We start from the raw sequence: 17465 nt of genomic DNA, 5'->3' as shown, positions 1-17465 counted from the left end.
TATGAACGTCGTAAAGTTCGAAGCGGATGTACAACGCCAGCATGCGCGCTACAAACTTCCCTTAAAATGCGTGATCGACGGATACCGCTACACCTGTCTCGACTGGTCGGTTGGTGGTGTGGGGGTGGCGACCGGCAAGACCGTGCTGCCCGAATTCAAGACATTTCCAGTTGACCTTGAATTCCCCTTCGACGGCTTTGTCTTCACGCTAAGGGTGGATGCACAGGTTCGCTACTGCGACCCGACGAAGGGACGCACAGGCTTTCAGTACATGTCGCTGACGGAGGAAAAGCTCCGCTTTCTGCGCTACGTGCGTGATGCTCATCTGAGTGGCGAGGTCGTCACACTCAACGACGTCCTGGATCTGTCGAGCCGATCCATCGATCCGCGTGGTCGGAAGAAGGATGGCAGCTCCGAGGAACACGCCGCTGGCGGGTGGTACGAGGCGGTGGCCAGGCGGTGGCTGCGAATTGTCGTAACGTCGATCCTCGGCATCGGGGTGCTGCTTTTCTTATGGGGTGCGCTTTATCAGCGGCTCTGGACGTTCCGCGCCGACCAGTCCCTTGTGACGATCGATTCGGCTACCGTGATCGCGCCGTCAGACGGTGTCGTCACCAACATCGTGACGCAAGGCGCGGTGAAGGCCGGCGATCCCGTGGCGACGATCCTGCCCACGGCCAACAACCGCAGTGTCACCGTGCTGGCGCGCTGTGACTGCATCATTCAGGACGTTCAGGTCGGACTGGACAGCCAGGTCCGAGCCGGACAACGGCTTCTTTCACTGAGCATGCAGAATGCCAAACCGCACGTCGTGGCGATGGTGGACTATTCCCAAGCCCTGCGTCTCTATAAGGGCGCGCGTGTTCTTGTCGAGCTTCCCGATGGGAAGAGCATTTCGAATGCTGCCATCCGCGATCTGCCGAAGCTGACAAGCACCGATCTTGCCTCTGGCAACAAGATCCCGATCAACATTGACGTCGGCGACGCAGATCTCGCCTCGATCGTCGGAACGCCGGTGACGGTGCGGTTCGTGCATTCGCCGTGGACGACCAGGACCCCGCCGCAAATACTGAAGAGCTTCGTCGACACGACCGGGACCGAGAGCCGACCAGCGGCGGAAACCAAGGGATAAGAGGAGCGCTCCAGCCAACCAGGTGAGTGAGAGCAAATCGTATCGGACGAGTTCGATAGCAAGGAATGACGAGGGAGTTAATGCGTATGACGTGCACAAAACGAGACCTCGCGAAATTGACCGCCTCAGCTCTGACTGCCGGAGCTCTGCTTTGGGCAAGCGGGATTTCTCCGGCATTTGCTCAGACATCGGACAGTGTTCAACAGATCGTCGAGAAAATCCGGCAATCCGTTCTTGACGTAGATAAATCAAGGACGCCCGCTGAGCGGATCAAGGCCTATGACCGCGCCCGCGACCAGTTGGCCACGCTCGCGGCAGCCGCGGAAGGTGGTGATGGTTCTGCCAGAACTAGCATTGCCAATTTCGAGGCGGACGGCATTACGCCCGACGTCGTCACAACGGGTACCCTGAGCGCCACCTTCGCAAGCCTGACCGACAAGGGGGCCGACCCGGACGCGCGCGTCGCGACAAGACTGAGGATCGACGATCTTATCGACGCCCTGTCGGCGCCGGAACTCAAAGTATCGGCTCTGGCCGACTATGCGCGACAGATCGCGAGCGACCACGATGCCGCCTTGACCCTCTTGGAAAGGGCAATCGATGTCAGCGCACAGCTTGCCTCGGCGGATGAGAAGAATGCCGCGCTCAACAACATCGCCCAGGTCGGAGCCTATGTCGAACCGAAGCTGACCTCCAACATCATCAATAGGGCCGTCGGTGGGATGTGGCCGGCTCGCATGCGTGGATTTGCCCGCTACGATATCGCCCTGCGCCTGCTCGGCGATAAGAAACTCGGCAAGAAGGACATCAAAGACGCCAAATTCGAGGACATCTCGGCAACAGTGAAAACCGAACTAAAGGCCGGGCGGATAGATGAGGCCCTGCTGTTGGCGCTCGCCGTCGATCCGGAATCGTCCGAACATCGCGCCGACATCGTCAACGAGGTCCTGAGCGCAGCGCTCAAAGCAAATGCAGTGAACCTTTTCCCGGTTTTCGCCACGAGCCTCGCCGATCGGAGTGATCAGGAAGACCTGATCGTCCGCATCGTCAAGAACCGCGTCGATGCCGACCGTCTGATCGACGCGACGGCAATGACCGGGGCGATGGAACGTGGCCCGGGGCTCGCAGAGATCGACTTCACGCTTGCCTCCGAACTCAGCGATCGCGGGCTGGCGAAGATGGCAACACAGCAGTACGATCGGGGCACGGAGATCGTCAAAGTGTTGAGCGGCGATGCCAAGGAAGCCGCCCTGATTGCAGCCATAGGTGGGGCAACCGACCTCAAGCGCTTTGATGACGCCCAGGCGTTCGCAGATCAGTTGACTGACATGCAAGGTGCATCCAATGCCCTGGGCAATCTTGCCAAGGCGTTTGCAGACAGCGACGATTTGAAGAAGGCCGAAGCGCTTCTCCCGAAAATCACCACACTCAAGGACCGGGAGCAGGCGCTTTCAGGCATCGGTCGCGCCCAGGCGAGAGAGGGAGACCTCGATGCCGCAACGAAGATCGCTGACGAGATCGCAAACGACGAAGACAAGGGCCGCGTGCAATCGGAAATTGTCCGGGTCTTGGCGCGCAACGGCAAAATCGACGACGCAATGGGCCTTGCAACGTCCATCAGGGAACCGGAATACCGCGTCGAAGCGCTCCTGCGGCTTGCCAAGGAAATATCGGCAACGGATGGGGCCGAAAAGGCGGAACATGTCGTCAGCCAGGCGATCGCGTATGCAGGCGGGGTGGACGAGGCAGACAAGCGCGACGACCTGTTCTTCGACATTATCGACTATTTGTCGAAGTCCAACCAGATCGAGCTTGCAAAAAAGCTCGTCAGCAAGATTTCCGACGAGAAGCTGAAGGCGAAAGCAGCAGGACGCATTGCAAGCCGGGCTGCATTGTCTGGCGACACCAAGAACGCCATCGCCTATTTCGAAAGCCAGCCCGCCGCCCGCGATGAGATGCTCAAAGCCGAGGTGATGATCGCGGCCGCCAACGATCCGGCCTACGTCGAGACGGCCGTTCTTGCCACCAGGGAATTCCACGATCCGATGCTTCGGGTGCGCACCTTTCGCGCCATTGCGCAAGCGCAGTTGCGTCACCTCGACCGGCTCGGTTGGGGAATCGGCAAGGGCGACCCCTCAGAGTATAAGGACTGGCTGAAGAAGGTGGCATTGGCGGCTATGGACGAAGACCCGGCCCACCTTTCGACGCCTGTCTTCAGCGATGGCCGAATGTCTCTGCGCACGACATCCGTCATAAGCGCCCCGCTTGCCAAATACGGATACCCCGACATAAGCAAGACAGCCGCGACGACGCGCTCGATGGTACCGCTGCCGACGCCGGGACGGATCTCGATAACGCTCGGAAACCTCAGTCCCTATGAAAGCAAATTCATGGAGGATCTCGCAGGCGGATTTACCGGTCTGTCCCACGCTGCGCGCGCACAAGGGCTTCTTTATCCGCGGATCATCGTCATTCAAAGCGGCGTCTACACGCTCGGCAGTCTGGCAATGCAGCTCGATAGCATGGCCGGCGAGCCGCTGGTCGAGCGGGACGGCGACATCGTGACGCTTCGCGCGCCGTTGCTCGTCGGCGAGAAGGCAGGCTTGATCTTGTCCGGTCAGGAGGCGTCTACCTATCGCTTGTCGGCCACTGCCGGTGCCTTTCTGGCGGTCGGCGGCAGGCTCTACATTCAGGACACGACCGTAACCTCATGGGACGAAGCGCTGTTGAAGCCGCGCAGTTCCAGCAAGGACACGCGCGGTATATTCCGGCCCTTCATCGTCGGCTGGAGCAATTCCGAAATGTATATTGGCGGATCGGTCTTGGATTCGCTGGGGTACGCAGCCTCGAAGTCTTTCGGCCTGACGTTTTCGGCCGGACCGAAGACCATTGCCAAGGCTCGCGAGCAGTTGCGAAATCCGACAGGCATCGTCGTCGAGAATTATTTTCACAACTTCGAGTACGGCTTCTATTCCTATGAGGCCGATGACATCTCGCTTATCGGAAACGAGTACGCAAACAACGTCCTTTATGGCGTTGATCCCCACGACCGCTCGCAGCGGCTGCTGATTGCGCTCAACACCGCGCACGACACGATGGTCAAGCATGGGATCATCATCTCCCGCGGTGTCGATGCCAGTTGGCAAATCGGCAACATGGTGTTCCACAACAAGGGCTCCGGCCTGATGCTCGACCGCGACAGCGTCGACAATCTCGTTTACGGCAACCTTTCCTTTAGGAACGACCAGGATGGCCTGACATTCTTCGAGAGCAGTTGCAATCTCGCGGTCGCCAACGCGTTCGTCGACAATGGCCGCTCCGGCGTGCGCATGCGCAACAGCTGGGACATCGGTGTCCATGACAACGCCATCGTTCGCAACAAGCTCGAGGCGATCAGCGGCTACATCAGCGACCTGTCGCTCGCACAGGATGAGCACAAGCGCGATCTGGTGATGGATCCTTATGTGCCACTGACGACCTTTACCGCCTCCGGCAACCTGATCTCTGCAAATGGCAAGGGGATAAAGGCCGCCGGCGTCTCGGGACTCACATTGGCAAAGAACGAATTCCGCAATCAGGAAGGTCGTCTCCTCGACGGCGACACACGCCCGTTCGAGGGCCACGTGCTGCGCTTCAACGGGCATCAGGACGTGGCGATCGCATCCACATGCCGTCCGCAGCGGCCGGAAAATTACGAATGCGCCTTCAGGGAGGCGGGGTTCTTGGGGGAGAACGATGCACTTTTCTTTGACAGCAAAACTTCCGGCAATTGCACCGACGCTCGCGGCTCCGTGCAGTTTGAAAGTTTCCATGGAAAAGGAGACAGCAGTTGAAAAATGCGGCTCACTCTTTTCTCGCGGCACGCAGCGGGATCGCCCTGCTAGCGGCCGTCCTCAGTGCGGTTGCGGTGCCGGGCGCGACACAGGCATCCGTGGCGCAGGCAGCAAACGGCGGCTATCAGGGCCTCTTTGACGTGAAGGCACGCAAGGATTTTCTCGCGCAGAACCCATCATCTGATGCTCGCAAGGCGTGCCTTGCGGTCGACGCCGACGCCAAATGGCTGAACATCGAGGTTATCAAGGGTCTGACGACCACACAGGGATACGGCACGGACCGGTCCGGCAATCAGTACGCCTGGGCGGTCATGGTCCTGTCCGGCCGCGCGCTTGCCGGTGACAAACGGGCCGAGGAGATGCTCACGGCCTTTCTGCTGAAATGGGCTGACGCCGGCGCATTCTCTGAAACCGAAAAGATTCACGACGCCTACTACGCTCTGAAACGTCTGATGCTGCCGACTGTCGTGGCCTATTCGATCATCCGCGACGGGCTCGGTGATCAAGAAAAGCAGAGGCTGATCGCCTGGATCGATCCGCTGGTGCGACGAACCGATCAGATCTTCGAGGGAAGCGTCGACTACAACAACCACCGCTATCTGGCCGACAGCGTGCTGATGGCCTGGGGCAGCCTGACGGGCGACCAGGAGCTTTATCAAAAGGGGCTCGACCGCTTTGGTATCATCCTGAACGACGCCCGTGCCGACGGCAGCCTTCCTCTCGAAACCCGCCGCGGTGCGCGCGCACTCTGGTATATGCGCCAGTCGCTGACAAGCATGACCGTCATGGCCGAAATTGCTGCCGGCGGGCAGGACGCCCTGTTCGAGGCCACGGCTGCCGTCGATGGAAGGAAGAAATCCATGTGGACGGTCCTGTCCTACTGGATGAATGGCATGACCAACCCGATCCTGGTCAAAGCCTACTCCGCCGAGAACTACATTCCCGGACCGGAACAGGACTTCATGAAGCCGGATTTCGGCTTCCTCGAAAACAGGGGCAACGGACGCCACTACCTGGCGTTCCTCGAGGCTGTGGCCGCTCATGAACCACCGAACTTCATTCAACGGCGTGCAGGCGCCCTCCTCGAACGAGAAGGAGCAAACGAACGTCCTCTCATCGACGAATTCGCCGGCGGCAACGCCACCTGCTTCTGGAGGCAAGGATGAGACCGCGCCAGAGGCACTTCTCCATCTTGCTTGCAGCCGGCTATCTCGCCGTCTCAGCGCCGATCATGGTAGCCGCAGAGCCAACGGCAACCCCAGCCGAGCAGGTCGATCTACTGATCCAGCAGACGGATGGTGAGGCGCTTTTGAGGGTTGCCAAGCAGTTGCGGGGCGGACTGGCAGTCTCGGCCGACAATCCGTTGAGGGTGCCAAACTTCCCGAAAGCACGCCAAGCTCTTGAGACAGCCGTAACATTGCCCGGCGCCAGACAGGCGGAAGCAAAACTGCTGCTCGCCAAGATGATGCTGGCAGGCGAGGGGGGACCGGTTGACGTCGACCGTGCGCTGGCACTCCTCGACGCCGTCATCAAGACGGGCAATGCCGAGGCGGCCTATATCCGCGGGCAGAAGCTCGCATCTCTTCCAAGCCGCGATCAGGACGCGCGCGACAACCTCAATCTTGCCCTTCGCCTCGGCGACGGCGCTGCGGCATTCGAGCTTGCAAAGCTTTCCGGCGCAACACCGGCACAGGCCGCTGCGATGACGAGCTTCGGGCTTGACCTTTTGCGTCAGCGCGTGGCGCGAGGGGATGCAGGCGCGGCCTTCGATCTCGGCGGATACTATCGAAAGCTGTCGGACAAAGCCGAGGATCAGAAGGAGGCCTTGGCTTGGTATCGAAAGGCGGCACAATTGGGCCAATCGGCAGCCGTCGTGTGGGTGGCACGTCTGCTCGGCAATCCCGACACGCCGCTCTTCGATCCCACAGCCGCAGTCGAACAATACCAAACAGCCGCACGCGACGGATCGATCGAAGCCGCGCAGGAATTGGTGCGGGACTTTGCTGATGCCGGTCCGCTGAAAGTTCCACCGGACGTATACGACGTTTGGATTGCCAAACTGATCGACGCCAAGGACGCGACGGCGGTCCTTTATTATTCCCAGGCATTGCAGGAAACGGCCGAGCAGCGCAGGCAGTCGTCGGACCAGCTCTATGAGGCTACAATGGCCGGCGACGTGGCTAACGTCGACGATCTGATCCGGATCGGCGAGAGCTTTCGCGACGGAGCAGGTGTCGTCATCGACCAGACGCGCGCCGCAAGCATTTTCCGGCTTGGCGTGAGGAATGGCTCCAACGCCGCCCTCACGCGATTTGCGCATCTGGTTATCGATGCCCCGTCTCTGAGAAGCCAAGAAAACGTCGCCCTTGCACTTGAAAAGCTGAGCGGGCTGGCGGCGAAGGGAAGCGTCACTGGACAGCTGCTGCTCGGCGACATGTACGCCAAAGGCGTCATGGGACAGGTGGACGAGACGAAAGCTATCGACCTTTATCGCAGAGCGCTTGCAGCAGCCGAATCGGTCGAGGTGCTCAATCGCCTGGCCGAGGTCTACCTCTCATCCGCCGATGTGAACAAGCGCAGGAAAGCCTTCCCCTATATCGAGCGCGCCTCTCGAGCCGGCAGCGAGAGCGCCATGCTGAAGGAGGCCGAGGCCTATGCCGATGGCGAAATCGTCGGCCAGGATTTCGATAGGGCAGTCGCGCTCTACAAGAAGGCAATTTCGCTTGGCGCCACCGATGCCTTGGTCAGTTTGGCGAACCTTTATCTTTCGCGTGGCGGGGAGACCGCATTTCACGATGCACATAAGGCCTTCTCCGATGCGATCGCGGCAGGGAACCGGGAAGCGCCGGTCGAAATGGCGCGATTCCTCAAAGCAAACGGCAAGCTGGACGAGGCGATCGATCGGCTGACCGCTGCCGCTCGAAAGAACAACAGCTCGGCTGCTGTAGAGCTCTACGAATATGCGTCAGAACGGGCGCAGGATCCGAATGTCGGGGCGCAATGGCTGCGACTGGCCCTGAAGACGATGAGCGATGTTCCGCGTGAGAAAGTGCATCTGGCAAGCGTCATGCTGATGCCGTCGGATATACGCCTCAATCTCCAGGGAGCCGCGATGCTGCGCGAGCTTTCCGGCGCAAAAATTCCCGGTGCTGCCGTCGCCCTGTCGAGCGTCTATATCGAGGGGAAAGGAGATGTCAAAGATGTCCCCGCCGGCCTGGAACTATTGGAGCAGGCGTCCCAGAAAGGCGATGTCGATGCCATCTTGAAACTTGGCGACCTCTACATGGACGGCAAGTTTGTCGAAGGCAATGGCCAGAAGGCCGTCAACTATTACCGCGCGGTGATCACACTCCATCCGGACGATCCGGTCGCCAACTTGCGCATGGCGCGCGCCTATCGGGAAGGGCGAGGCGTTGAACGCAATCTGGCTGTTGCGGCGACCTACCTGAAGATTTCCTCTGATGCGGGAAGCCGGATGGCGACGCGGGATCTTGGCCTCGCCTACATCTGGGGCAGCGGCGTCGAAAGGCAGGAAGACAAGGCCGTTCAGCTGCTGCGCTCTGCGGCCGAGCACGGCTTTGCCTTTGCCTGGCACGATCTTGCGGAGACATATGGCTCTGCCATCGGTCCCGAGGTCGACGCGTCCCAGAACTTCAGACTGAACATGCGCGGCGCCAGGGAAGGTCACGTATCGGCGATGATCGGAGCGGGCGTCGCACTTCTATCCGGCTTCGGCACCCAGCGCGATCCAGAGGCTGGCATCCTGTGGCTGGAACGGGCGTCGGCCAGCAGCGGCTGGGATGCTCCCGATGCGATGCACAGACTGGCCGAGGTCTACAAATTCGGCGTCGGCGTTGGCAAGGATCCGAAGAAGGCGCGCGAATGGGAGCTGCGAGCGGCAAATGCGGGCAGCGCCGCTGCAATGTTCCATCTGGCCCTGGATCTTGAAGCCGCCAATACGGACGCAAGCAAGGCCGAAGCAATCAAGTGGCTGCAGAGAGCGCGCGCCCTCCAGCATGTTCAAGCCGCAAAGAAACTCAAAAGAATGGGTGCGGAAGACATGTCTTCCGTATCGCTGCAGGGGGTCGAGGACAATGATGTGGAAGAGTGAGCGCCAACGCAGCGTCACATTTCGCAAGCGAATACCGCGCCCATCGCTCGCAGATTTGAACCTGGAGGGAAACCGAGGGCGCAATTCCCGTGTCCTTGCCTGTACAGCGCTCATCGTGCCGGCCCGGAGCGATTGTGGAGTTTGGCCGACCCACAACTGGGTCGTCCTGGTGAGGAACGAGATTATCGCGCGGGCAAGCCAGCGCATGCTCGAAAAAATGAGATCGGCAAAGCACGAGAGTGATGACGGTCGCAAACAATGAGGTAGCGTTTAAATGTCGCACGGAAACGAGATTTGGGGTGCGGCCGCCGGCCGCCGGCTTGGGCGTTTCCGAAAGACCGCGCTCGCAGCGACGCTTGCCTTCTGCGCGCCGGGTCTTGCAACGAACGTCGTTGCCGCCACCGCCACTCAGACATTGATTCCACTGAGCCCGGATTTCGACTACTCGCACATCTGTGTCGCGCCGCCTGCGGTACCTGCGCCACGCAACTGGAGCCGCTTTGACGGCAAGAGCCAAAGCACGATCTCGCCCGACGACATGCTGCAGGACGCGCAAACGCTCTTCAACCCCTACAGTCAATATCAGAGAAGCCCGGCGACCGCTGAACGCATGGCCCTTTACCTCAGCCAGGTGCCTTTTGCCGGAAGAGGTCGGGCACTCCATCTCTACGGTCGCATTCTGGCCGATGACGACGATGCCTCTCTGCGCGCCGATGACATCGTCAGGGCCGAGGCCGAGGCAATCAAACGCGGGACGATCGAGGCGGGAACCTTTCTCGGCCGACTCTATCGCGAAGGGGAGGTCGTGCCGGCCGACCTCAAGACGTCACAAGCATACCTTACAGCGGCAGCAAATGCCGGCGATCCGAACGCCGAGCTTGAGCTTGCGCGCCTCTACTACCGCAATCCTCAACTGGCAGAGACCGCGCACACCAGCCGGGTTTATCTGGATCGCGCGATCTCGAAGATGTCGGAAAGGCTGGGCACCGGCGATTGTAGCGTCCTGACCGGTTTTGCCGACATCCTGATCGATCCCGATTTGGGGCTCGATGACAAACAGACCTCGGCAGAATGGCTGCAAGCTGCCGTAAAGCTCGGTGATGTCAGGGCAATGTCAACACTGGCGCGCCGCTACCTTGAGGACAATGGCGTTGTCGCCAATCAGCAGCTGGCAATCGGGCTTTTGAGGCAAGCATCAGCGCTTGGACATTCAGCAAGCCGGCTGACCCTTGCTGATCTCCTGCTTTCAACCTCACAACAAGGTAGCGGCAAGGACGAAGCATTCAAACTGCTGGCTCAGGAAGCAGAGCGCAACAACCCGCGCGCCTATGAAATGAAGGCCGCCTACTATCGTGGTGCCTACGGGGCCGGAACAGATCCCGGTCTCGAGCTGCAAAGCCTGCAGAAGGCGGCTGTGCTGCCGGACGCCAGCCTGCGCACACTGGAGCAACTCGGCATCATCTATGCGCGCGGCAGCGCTGGCGCACCGAATTTCGAGCTCGCCAAGCAAACGCTGACGAAGGCGGCCGATCTTGGCTCGTCGCGTTCCGCATTCGAACTCTACAACCTTGCCTCCGGTGAAAAGCCATCGATAAGGCTGGACAAGGATCCACTGGAGTATTTGAAAGCCGCCGCCGACCACGGCCTCGGGGTTGCAATGAGCGAGCTGTCATCTCTCTATTCCTGTGGAACGGGTGTCGAGAAGGACCGTGCCAAGGCACGCGTCTGGCTTGAAAAGGCGGCGGCCGCAGGCAACGCGGCAAGCCTCTTGAGGCTTGCAGACGAGGCTTTTGCCAACCGCACAGCTGATGGCGATGCCGCAGCGGTCGACTATCTCGTGCAAGCGGCTAAGCAAGGCGATGTCGAAGCCATGATGCGTGTCAGCCAATCTTATCGCAACGGCCGCGGAACACCGAAGGATGCGGCCGCGGCCAAGACCTGGCACCAGCGGGCCATGACAGCCGATCCTGGCGTTGCGACGTTGACCGAGGCGCGAGCGCTTCTGTCGCCGGATGCCTTAGAGGAGCGCGACGCTATCAAGGCAAGAGCGATGCTGGAGGCGTCGGCTCCGACCGGAAATCCGGACGTGCTCTTCGAGCTGGCGAGGCTCTACATCGATCCCGATCCAACACTCGAGCCAGATCCCAAGAGGGCCACATCCGTCTTCGTCGAGGCGGCGTCCAGGGGCAGTATCCCGGCCATGTTGCGGCTGGTGGACATGAAGGTGGCGGCCGCCGACGGCGGTGGAGCGGATTGGCAGCAATGGCTTTCTCGCGCCAACGCGTCTGGCGATTTGCGCGCGCTCCTCAAGCGAGCCGAACTTGAAGGCGACACCGAGCGCCAGGCAACCGTTTTGAAGGCCGCCCTCAGCCGGCCGCTTTGCCTGGAGAAGGAAAAGATACAGGTTGCCTTGGCGATACGAACCATGCCGCAATTCAGGCAGGACTATCTCGGTCTCTTCGATCAAGTGATGGCCGAGCCCACGAAGGATCCAAGCACGCAATACCAGGTTGCCCGTTTTCTGCTGAACGAACGGCCGGCCGAAAAGGCAAGGGCAATCGAGCTCATGAAGGACGCTGCCGAGGGTGGAAAGCGCGAGGCCATGCGCGAGATCGGCCGGATGTATGGCACCGGCGAGGGTTTGCCGATGGATGACAAGACCAGCTACATGTGGCTGGTGAAAAGCGCGAGGCTTGGCGACGAGGGGGCCCTGGAAAGCCTGGTGACAGAGATCCTGTCGCAGCAGACCACGCTCGACGATGCCACACGCGGTGACGAGAAGGTGGAAGCGCTGCTGCGCGATCTCGCGGCGCAGAATTCACAGCAGGTCGCAACCCTCTTGTCCAGGCTTTATCTGCGGCTCTGCGAAGGCAGCCCCGCGTTCACGCAAGCAGCCAAAACTTGGACCCTGAAGGCAGCAGCGCTCGGGAATGGAGCCGCCATGCTCAACGTTTCCGATTTCTACGCGGCTGGCACCCACGGGTTCGAGCACTCCGATGCCAAGAGCACTGAATGGCTCTCGAAGGCGGCGCATGCGGGCTACCGCGGCGCTTTTGAGAAATATGCAATCGCGCTGCAGATCGGCTTCGGCACAAAAGCTGATACCGAAGAAGCGCAGCGCTGGCTCACCAAGTCGGTCGACCTGGCAAACTGAAACGTCAATGCAGGAGTAGGCGTCATGAAGAGCATCCTACGCATATTGCTGACCGCTCTGATGGCAACATCAACACTCGCGACCGCTGAAGCGGCGAAGATCGTGAAGCCGACGCCAAGGCCCGTTGTCGAGACATACGCGAATTGGGAGGAGCTGCGGATCGCGAAGGGCTGGCCCGAAGTCAATGCGGCGGTCAAGCTTCCCTTGCCCAAGCGTCTGTTGATCGCCACAGCGGCACTGACCACACCCGAGCGAAAGGTGCGCAATCCCAATTATGGCTTCGCCCTTCTGCTCGCAGGTCCAACGTCGCGGGACGCCACACGGCTTCTCGCCAAGGGCGTCTTGATGAACGAGTATGCCTTTGGGGACAGAACCCCGGCCGTCCTGCGCTCGCTTGCGGCGGAGGCCATGCGTGGGTGCAAGAGCTGCGTGGCGGCCTACGGATTGATTCAATACGCCGGGTTGGATGTCCCGCAAAATGACGTGGTGGCCTATAAGTGGTATCGATGGGCAGCTGTTGTCGGGAATGCCAAGGGCATCGAGGCGACAGCGCTCGCTCTTGCCGAAGGCCGCGGCACCCCCAAGAACATCCCTGAGGCGAAGAAATGGGCGGTTCGACTTGAACCGGCACGCCGAGCAAAGCTCTACACCGAGATTGCCAAGCGCATCGTGCTCAGCAAGACGCCGGACGATGTCGCGGTGAGCTCAGACTTGCTCCTGCAATCGATAGCGCTCAATCCGCTCGACGCCGGCAGGCCCGCGAAGCAATTGCTCAATCTCGATTACCCACCATCGGTACAGGACGAAGCGATGGCTGCCATCCGGGCGGAGGGACGGGCGGCCGATCCAAATGCGCTGAAGGTGATGGCACAGGTCCTGTGGAAGAAGGACAAGCCGGAGGCGGTCGACGAGGCAATTTCGATATTCCAGACCCTGGCGGAACGCGGCAACGCTGATGCCATCGATTATCTGTCACGGGCTCTGTCGCGTTCCGATGTCAACAAGAGCCGGAAGGACCAGATCATCGGCAGTCTTCAGTCGGCTGCAGCCAGTGGATATGCGAGAGCCTCAAAGGTGCTTGGCAATGCCTATTACTACGGCACCGGCGTCGATGCCTCGCTTGAGAAGGCACAGACCTATCGCGAAAGCGCAGCCAAGCAGAATGATCCGGAGGCGCAATATCTTCTGGGCATGATGATGCTTCAGTCGACCGACGACGCGCAGGACGACGCGACAGGTCGGCAGTGGTTGGAAAAGTCGGCAGCGGGCGGATATCCCCTGGCGCAGGCCGCACTTCAGAAGCTGTCATCCAATTGAGAAGCGGACCGAGACACCTGGCTGCGGCGGCAGCAACCGTCAGCATTTGGCGAGTGGTTCGACCGGTACCTTGCCCTTTTTCTTTTCGGAACTGCTCTGCGAGGTGTTGCCGCACACCTTGCCCTGTGGACCGCGCTCTGCGCGCACGACCGCTACTCCGACTTTGCGAAACGTGTTGCCATAGACATCGTTGTGGAGGCCGTCCTTGTCGCTGTCACCACCGAGACGCACCCCAGCGCCTCGCACATTGCTAACAGTGTTGTAGCGGAAGACGTTGTTGTTGCCGCGAGAATCGAAGCCGCCCGAGTTCTTGTCCTTCTGGCCGGAACATTGATTGTGCTCGACGATGTTACGGCTTGACCCTTCCTTGATATCAACGCACTCGTTGCCCTTGGTGTCGATGACATTGTGATGGACGAGATTGCCGTCTGAGGCGTCGACGGATCGGTCCGGAGCTCCATGAGCGCCCCGCTGCTCCGGCGCGGTGCCAATGTAGATGCCCTCGCCGTTCTTGCCGCCATCTCTGAAGGCGAAGTCGTAGCGGCCGCAATTGCTGATCTGCGAATAGGCAATCTCGTTTCGACGCGTCTGGTAGCGAAGCCTGATGCATTCACCACCGGCATTTTTGACGGACATGTTCAATATTCGCAGGCCCGTTACGCCGTCTCCACGCGTCTTGCCGATGACATAGATGAGCTTGTTGCGATAACTCCTCTTGTTGTTACCGGCGCCGACCTTTCCATCGACGGTGAATCCGCGCAGCACCGTATAGTCGTGGTTGATTTCGATCACCCTCGGCGCGCCAGCTCCCTTGACGATTGCCGACCGAGGACCGGTGATCACGATCGGTTTGCCGGGCTTGCCGTTTCGGACCGTCTTGAAATCTTCATAATACACTCCGGGTTTAAGCCGGATCACATCACCTGGCTCTGCTTTGTTGAGGGCAGCCTGGATGCTGCGCCTTGGCGATGGAGAAACATCAAGTGTCGCCGCGAAACTCGCACCGGCGAACGCCGCGCAGCTGCAGAAAACCGACATGCGAACGACAAGAAAAGACGCCAAAAATCCGTGAGCCATTGTGAACCTCTTCGCACTCGCCGAAGGATTTAGCTGCCAGTGAAAGCATTGCTTGCAGACGGCAAGATCAACGTACATTCACGCCCGCTGAAACATAGAAAGAATTTCTCACAAGACTATGTCAAATCATTGATACAAGCTCGGATCGTCTCTCGTTTTTCTTCTTGAGATTCGAAAAAATCTTGTCGATTAGCTTGTGTTAATATAGCTTTACATTGTTGACAACGAAGGAGCTGGATCATGTTGAGATTATTCCTTGTCGTCTCCGCCCTACTGTCATTGTCCGTGCCTTGCGCTGTCGCCGACAGCCCTTGGTACCGGATTATTCCGGTACCAAACGCGCCGGGCTGCAAGGTCCTTGCCGACCCGAATGGCCGGCCGATTCAACAACGATACGAAACGGGCGGGGCACGCATCTATGCCATCGGTGGCAAGGCATGTCCGCAGAAATTCCCCGGAGAAAGCTACGCCACGATTTCGACCGCGCGGTCGATCACGACGGATGGAAACTTCGCGCGCATCATAACCAAGACGCGCAAATTGGTGGTCAGCCGCGGGGGCACGGGCAACCACTATCAGTTCGCAATAAACAAGCTAGACGCGGTGAGATAGGAAACCGGCTGGAAACGGCGCTGGAGCGAAGACGTTGGTCCGTTCGCACAAGTCCGATTGCCATCAGCAAGCGGGCTCCGGCGCCAACCAGTCGTCGACCGCCTGTGCGTCGAATGCTCCAGGAGGCGAGCCCTCCACGACCCGACGACCGTGCCTGTCATCAGCGGGCAAGCGAACGCGGTTTGAGCCGCTGTCGCGGGCGACGAGCCCAAAACAATTCATCCAATTCTCGGGCGACCGGAGGCCATTTCAAGACGCGCTCATGGCCGTGGCAAATAGCGTTCTTGAGGACGCGCCAGTCGTATGGCCAGTCGTGGCTTGAGCCATCGGCATCGTTTGGAATTCTGTGTCGTTGTCGATTGCGATGAGCCGCAGATGCTGCGCGAAAGCTTTCCGCCTATACCTTAAAAGACCTGCCAAACGCCCAACCTTGGTCGCCTTGTACACGAGTGGAAGCCGGTGCGAGCGTCTGCTCGAGAGGGCGATATTACCTGTCTCGTCGATCCAGCGGGCGTCATCTAACTGGTTGATTCGACTAATCTATGTCGAGCGGCGTGGTGAAAGAGGAGACCGCACGCGCAGCTTGATCTCAGGAGCAGACAATAAATTCCTTCCTTCTCTACAAGTATCAAGAATATATTTAAAGTATAACACAAGTAAAATATTCTTTCAAAAGGCATCTCTCGTTACGCAATAAGGCGTATTCGAGGATAATTGTTGCGTACGTTCAACTCATGTTAACTATTAGGCAGGGTTGAGGGTGTGAAACATGACCATTCCAGTCGAGCATAACTGGGACCTGCACCTTTCCGTCAAGAGCGACCGGAGATGGTTCGGTTTCAATAGCTTTGCGATCACCGGCATTGCGGCGGCGTTCGATTTTATTCTTCTCATCGCGGCGAGCGCCGCGGGCCATCTGTTTTACGAACGGATTGTCTTTGGTGGTCTTGCTGACCCGTCACTTTACGTTGGCATCGGTCTGCTCGTTGCCACGATTTTTGTGCTGGCCATGTTTGGCGTCCATGCTTATCGACCCGGCGAGATGCTCTCGTTCCGTCGCCAGTTGGTGTTGATTTCTGCACTTCTGCCCGCGGTGCTTTTGTTCCTTCTGGCCGTTGTCCTGTTCCTAAAGCTCGACACGACGGTATCTCGGGGTGCAATCATAACGACGTCGGTTCTCTCCATGGGTGGACTGATCGCTTTGCGCCTGTTCTGGCACCACCATCTCCACAGGGCCGTTGCACGCGCTGCATTTCCCACCCGTCGCGTCCTTTTGATTTGCCCAGGCACGATGCCGACCGAACCTGTCGTTCAACGTGCCGCTCTCAGCGGTCTATCCGTCAAGTACACGATGCGGATCGCCGAGGCCGATCTGGCCCTGGCATCAACCAGCGACGCCTATGAGAAACATGGCATAGCCGAGGTCGATGAGGTGCTGGTTGCCTGGAGTGACTTCGCGAATTTGCGTGCCCTGGAAGAGTGCCTGATCACGCTTCGCCAATTCTGCGTGCCGGTGAGCGTCATGTTCGGCGGCATCGTTGGCGACGTCGTCGAAGGCTTTGCGCAGACCGTCGGCGAACGACGTGTATTTCAGACACACCGCCCGCCTCTCGACGTTTACGAGCGCGGGCTGAAACGAGCGTTCGATATCGTCTTTTCGATTGCCGCCCTGGTGGTCATGTTTCCGATCTGCGCCGTCGTCGCGGTTGTCATCAAACTCGACAGTGCCGGACCGATTTTCTTCGTGCAGTCGCGAAAGGGGTATAGTGGCCGCGCGTTTCGCATCCTCAAGTTTCGCAGCATGTCGGTCATGGAGGATTCCACTGACGTGCGCCAGGCAACACGCAACGATCCTCGCGTCACTCGCGTTGGCAGCTTCATTCGATCGACCAGCCTGGACGAACTGCCTCAATTCTGGAACGTCCTTCGAGGCGACATGTCGGTGGTCGGGCCGCGCCCACATGCGTTGGTGCACGATGATCTCTACGGAGCGCTTATCGCTCAATATGCTTCACGTCGGCATGTCAAACCGGGACTAACGGGCTGGGCTCAGATCAACGGATGCCGAGGCGAAACGCCGACTGTGGATCGGATGGCTGATCGTGTTCGCCATGACCTCTGGTACATCAATAACTGGTCGCTGTGGCTCGATCTGAAAATCGTCTTTTTGACAATGGTCTGCATGGTTGACCGCAGCAACGTCTACTAGGTGGTCATCGTTAGTGAGTA

9 protein-coding genes are annotated in these 17465 nt (G+C 59.4%); 8 read left to right on the top strand and 1 reads right to left on the bottom strand.

Annotated features, from left to right (window positions below):
* The first annotated feature begins 1 nt into the window (after position 1).
* The 6 genes from LPU83_RS64455 (at position 2) to LPU83_RS64430 (ending at position 13547) form a co-directional block, all read left to right on the top strand.
* Entirely contained in the window at positions 2-1132 is a 1131-nt protein-coding gene (locus LPU83_RS64455) for a PilZ domain-containing protein (RefSeq protein WP_024314422.1), read from the top strand.
* A 116-nt stretch (positions 1133-1248) separates the two neighbouring features.
* Positions 1249-4965: a NosD domain-containing protein gene (locus LPU83_RS64450; protein WP_231052115.1), complete on the top strand. Its 3717-nt coding sequence runs from the start codon at positions 1249-1251 to the stop codon at positions 4963-4965.
* Positions 4962-6131: an alginate lyase family protein gene (locus LPU83_RS64445; protein WP_024314420.1), complete on the top strand. Its 1170-nt coding sequence runs from the start codon at positions 4962-4964 to the stop codon at positions 6129-6131. The genes LPU83_RS64450 and LPU83_RS64445 overlap by 4 nt, the downstream gene beginning before the upstream one ends.
* Positions 6128-9076 carry an SEL1-like repeat protein gene (locus LPU83_RS64440; protein ID WP_024314419.1) on the top strand — a complete coding sequence of 983 codons (2949 nt, stop codon included), beginning with the start codon at positions 6128-6130 and terminating at the stop codon, positions 9074-9076. Before LPU83_RS64445 ends, LPU83_RS64440 begins: the two co-directional genes overlap by 4 nt.
* A 274-nt stretch (positions 9077-9350) precedes the next feature.
* Positions 9351-12230 carry a tetratricopeptide repeat protein gene (locus tag LPU83_RS64435; RefSeq protein ID WP_024314418.1) on the top strand — a complete coding sequence of 960 codons (2880 nt, stop codon included), beginning with the start codon at positions 9351-9353 and terminating at the stop codon, positions 12228-12230.
* Between the two features lie 24 nt (positions 12231-12254).
* Positions 12255-13547, top strand: a complete 1293-nt coding sequence (locus LPU83_RS64430) for a tetratricopeptide repeat protein (protein WP_024314417.1) — start codon at positions 12255-12257, stop codon at positions 13545-13547.
* A 39-nt stretch (positions 13548-13586) separates the two neighbouring features.
* On the opposite strand, the gene LPU83_RS64425 is transcribed toward LPU83_RS64430, so the two are convergent.
* Positions 13587-14624, bottom strand: a complete 1038-nt coding sequence (locus tag LPU83_RS64425) for a right-handed parallel beta-helix repeat-containing protein (RefSeq protein WP_029709971.1) — start codon at positions 14622-14624, stop codon at positions 13587-13589.
* A 240-nt stretch (positions 14625-14864) separates the two neighbouring features.
* Between LPU83_RS64425 and LPU83_RS64420 the strand changes: the two genes are divergently transcribed.
* On the top strand, positions 14865-15236 hold the full coding sequence (locus LPU83_RS64420) for a hypothetical protein (protein WP_024314415.1): 372 nt from the start codon (positions 14865-14867) through the stop codon (positions 15234-15236).
* A 769-nt stretch (positions 15237-16005) separates the two neighbouring features.
* Complete coding sequence (locus tag LPU83_RS64415; protein WP_024314414.1) at positions 16006-17445, top strand: exopolysaccharide biosynthesis polyprenyl glycosylphosphotransferase; 1440 nt, start codon at positions 16006-16008, stop codon at positions 17443-17445.
* Positions 17446-17465: the final 20 nt, after the last annotated feature.

Origin of the sequence: Rhizobium favelukesii (assembly GCF_000577275.2) — a bacterium.
In the GTDB taxonomy this organism is placed as follows: Bacteria; Pseudomonadota; Alphaproteobacteria; order Rhizobiales; family Rhizobiaceae; genus Rhizobium; species Rhizobium favelukesii.
This window is presented reverse-complemented; position numbering and strand designations above follow the sequence as displayed.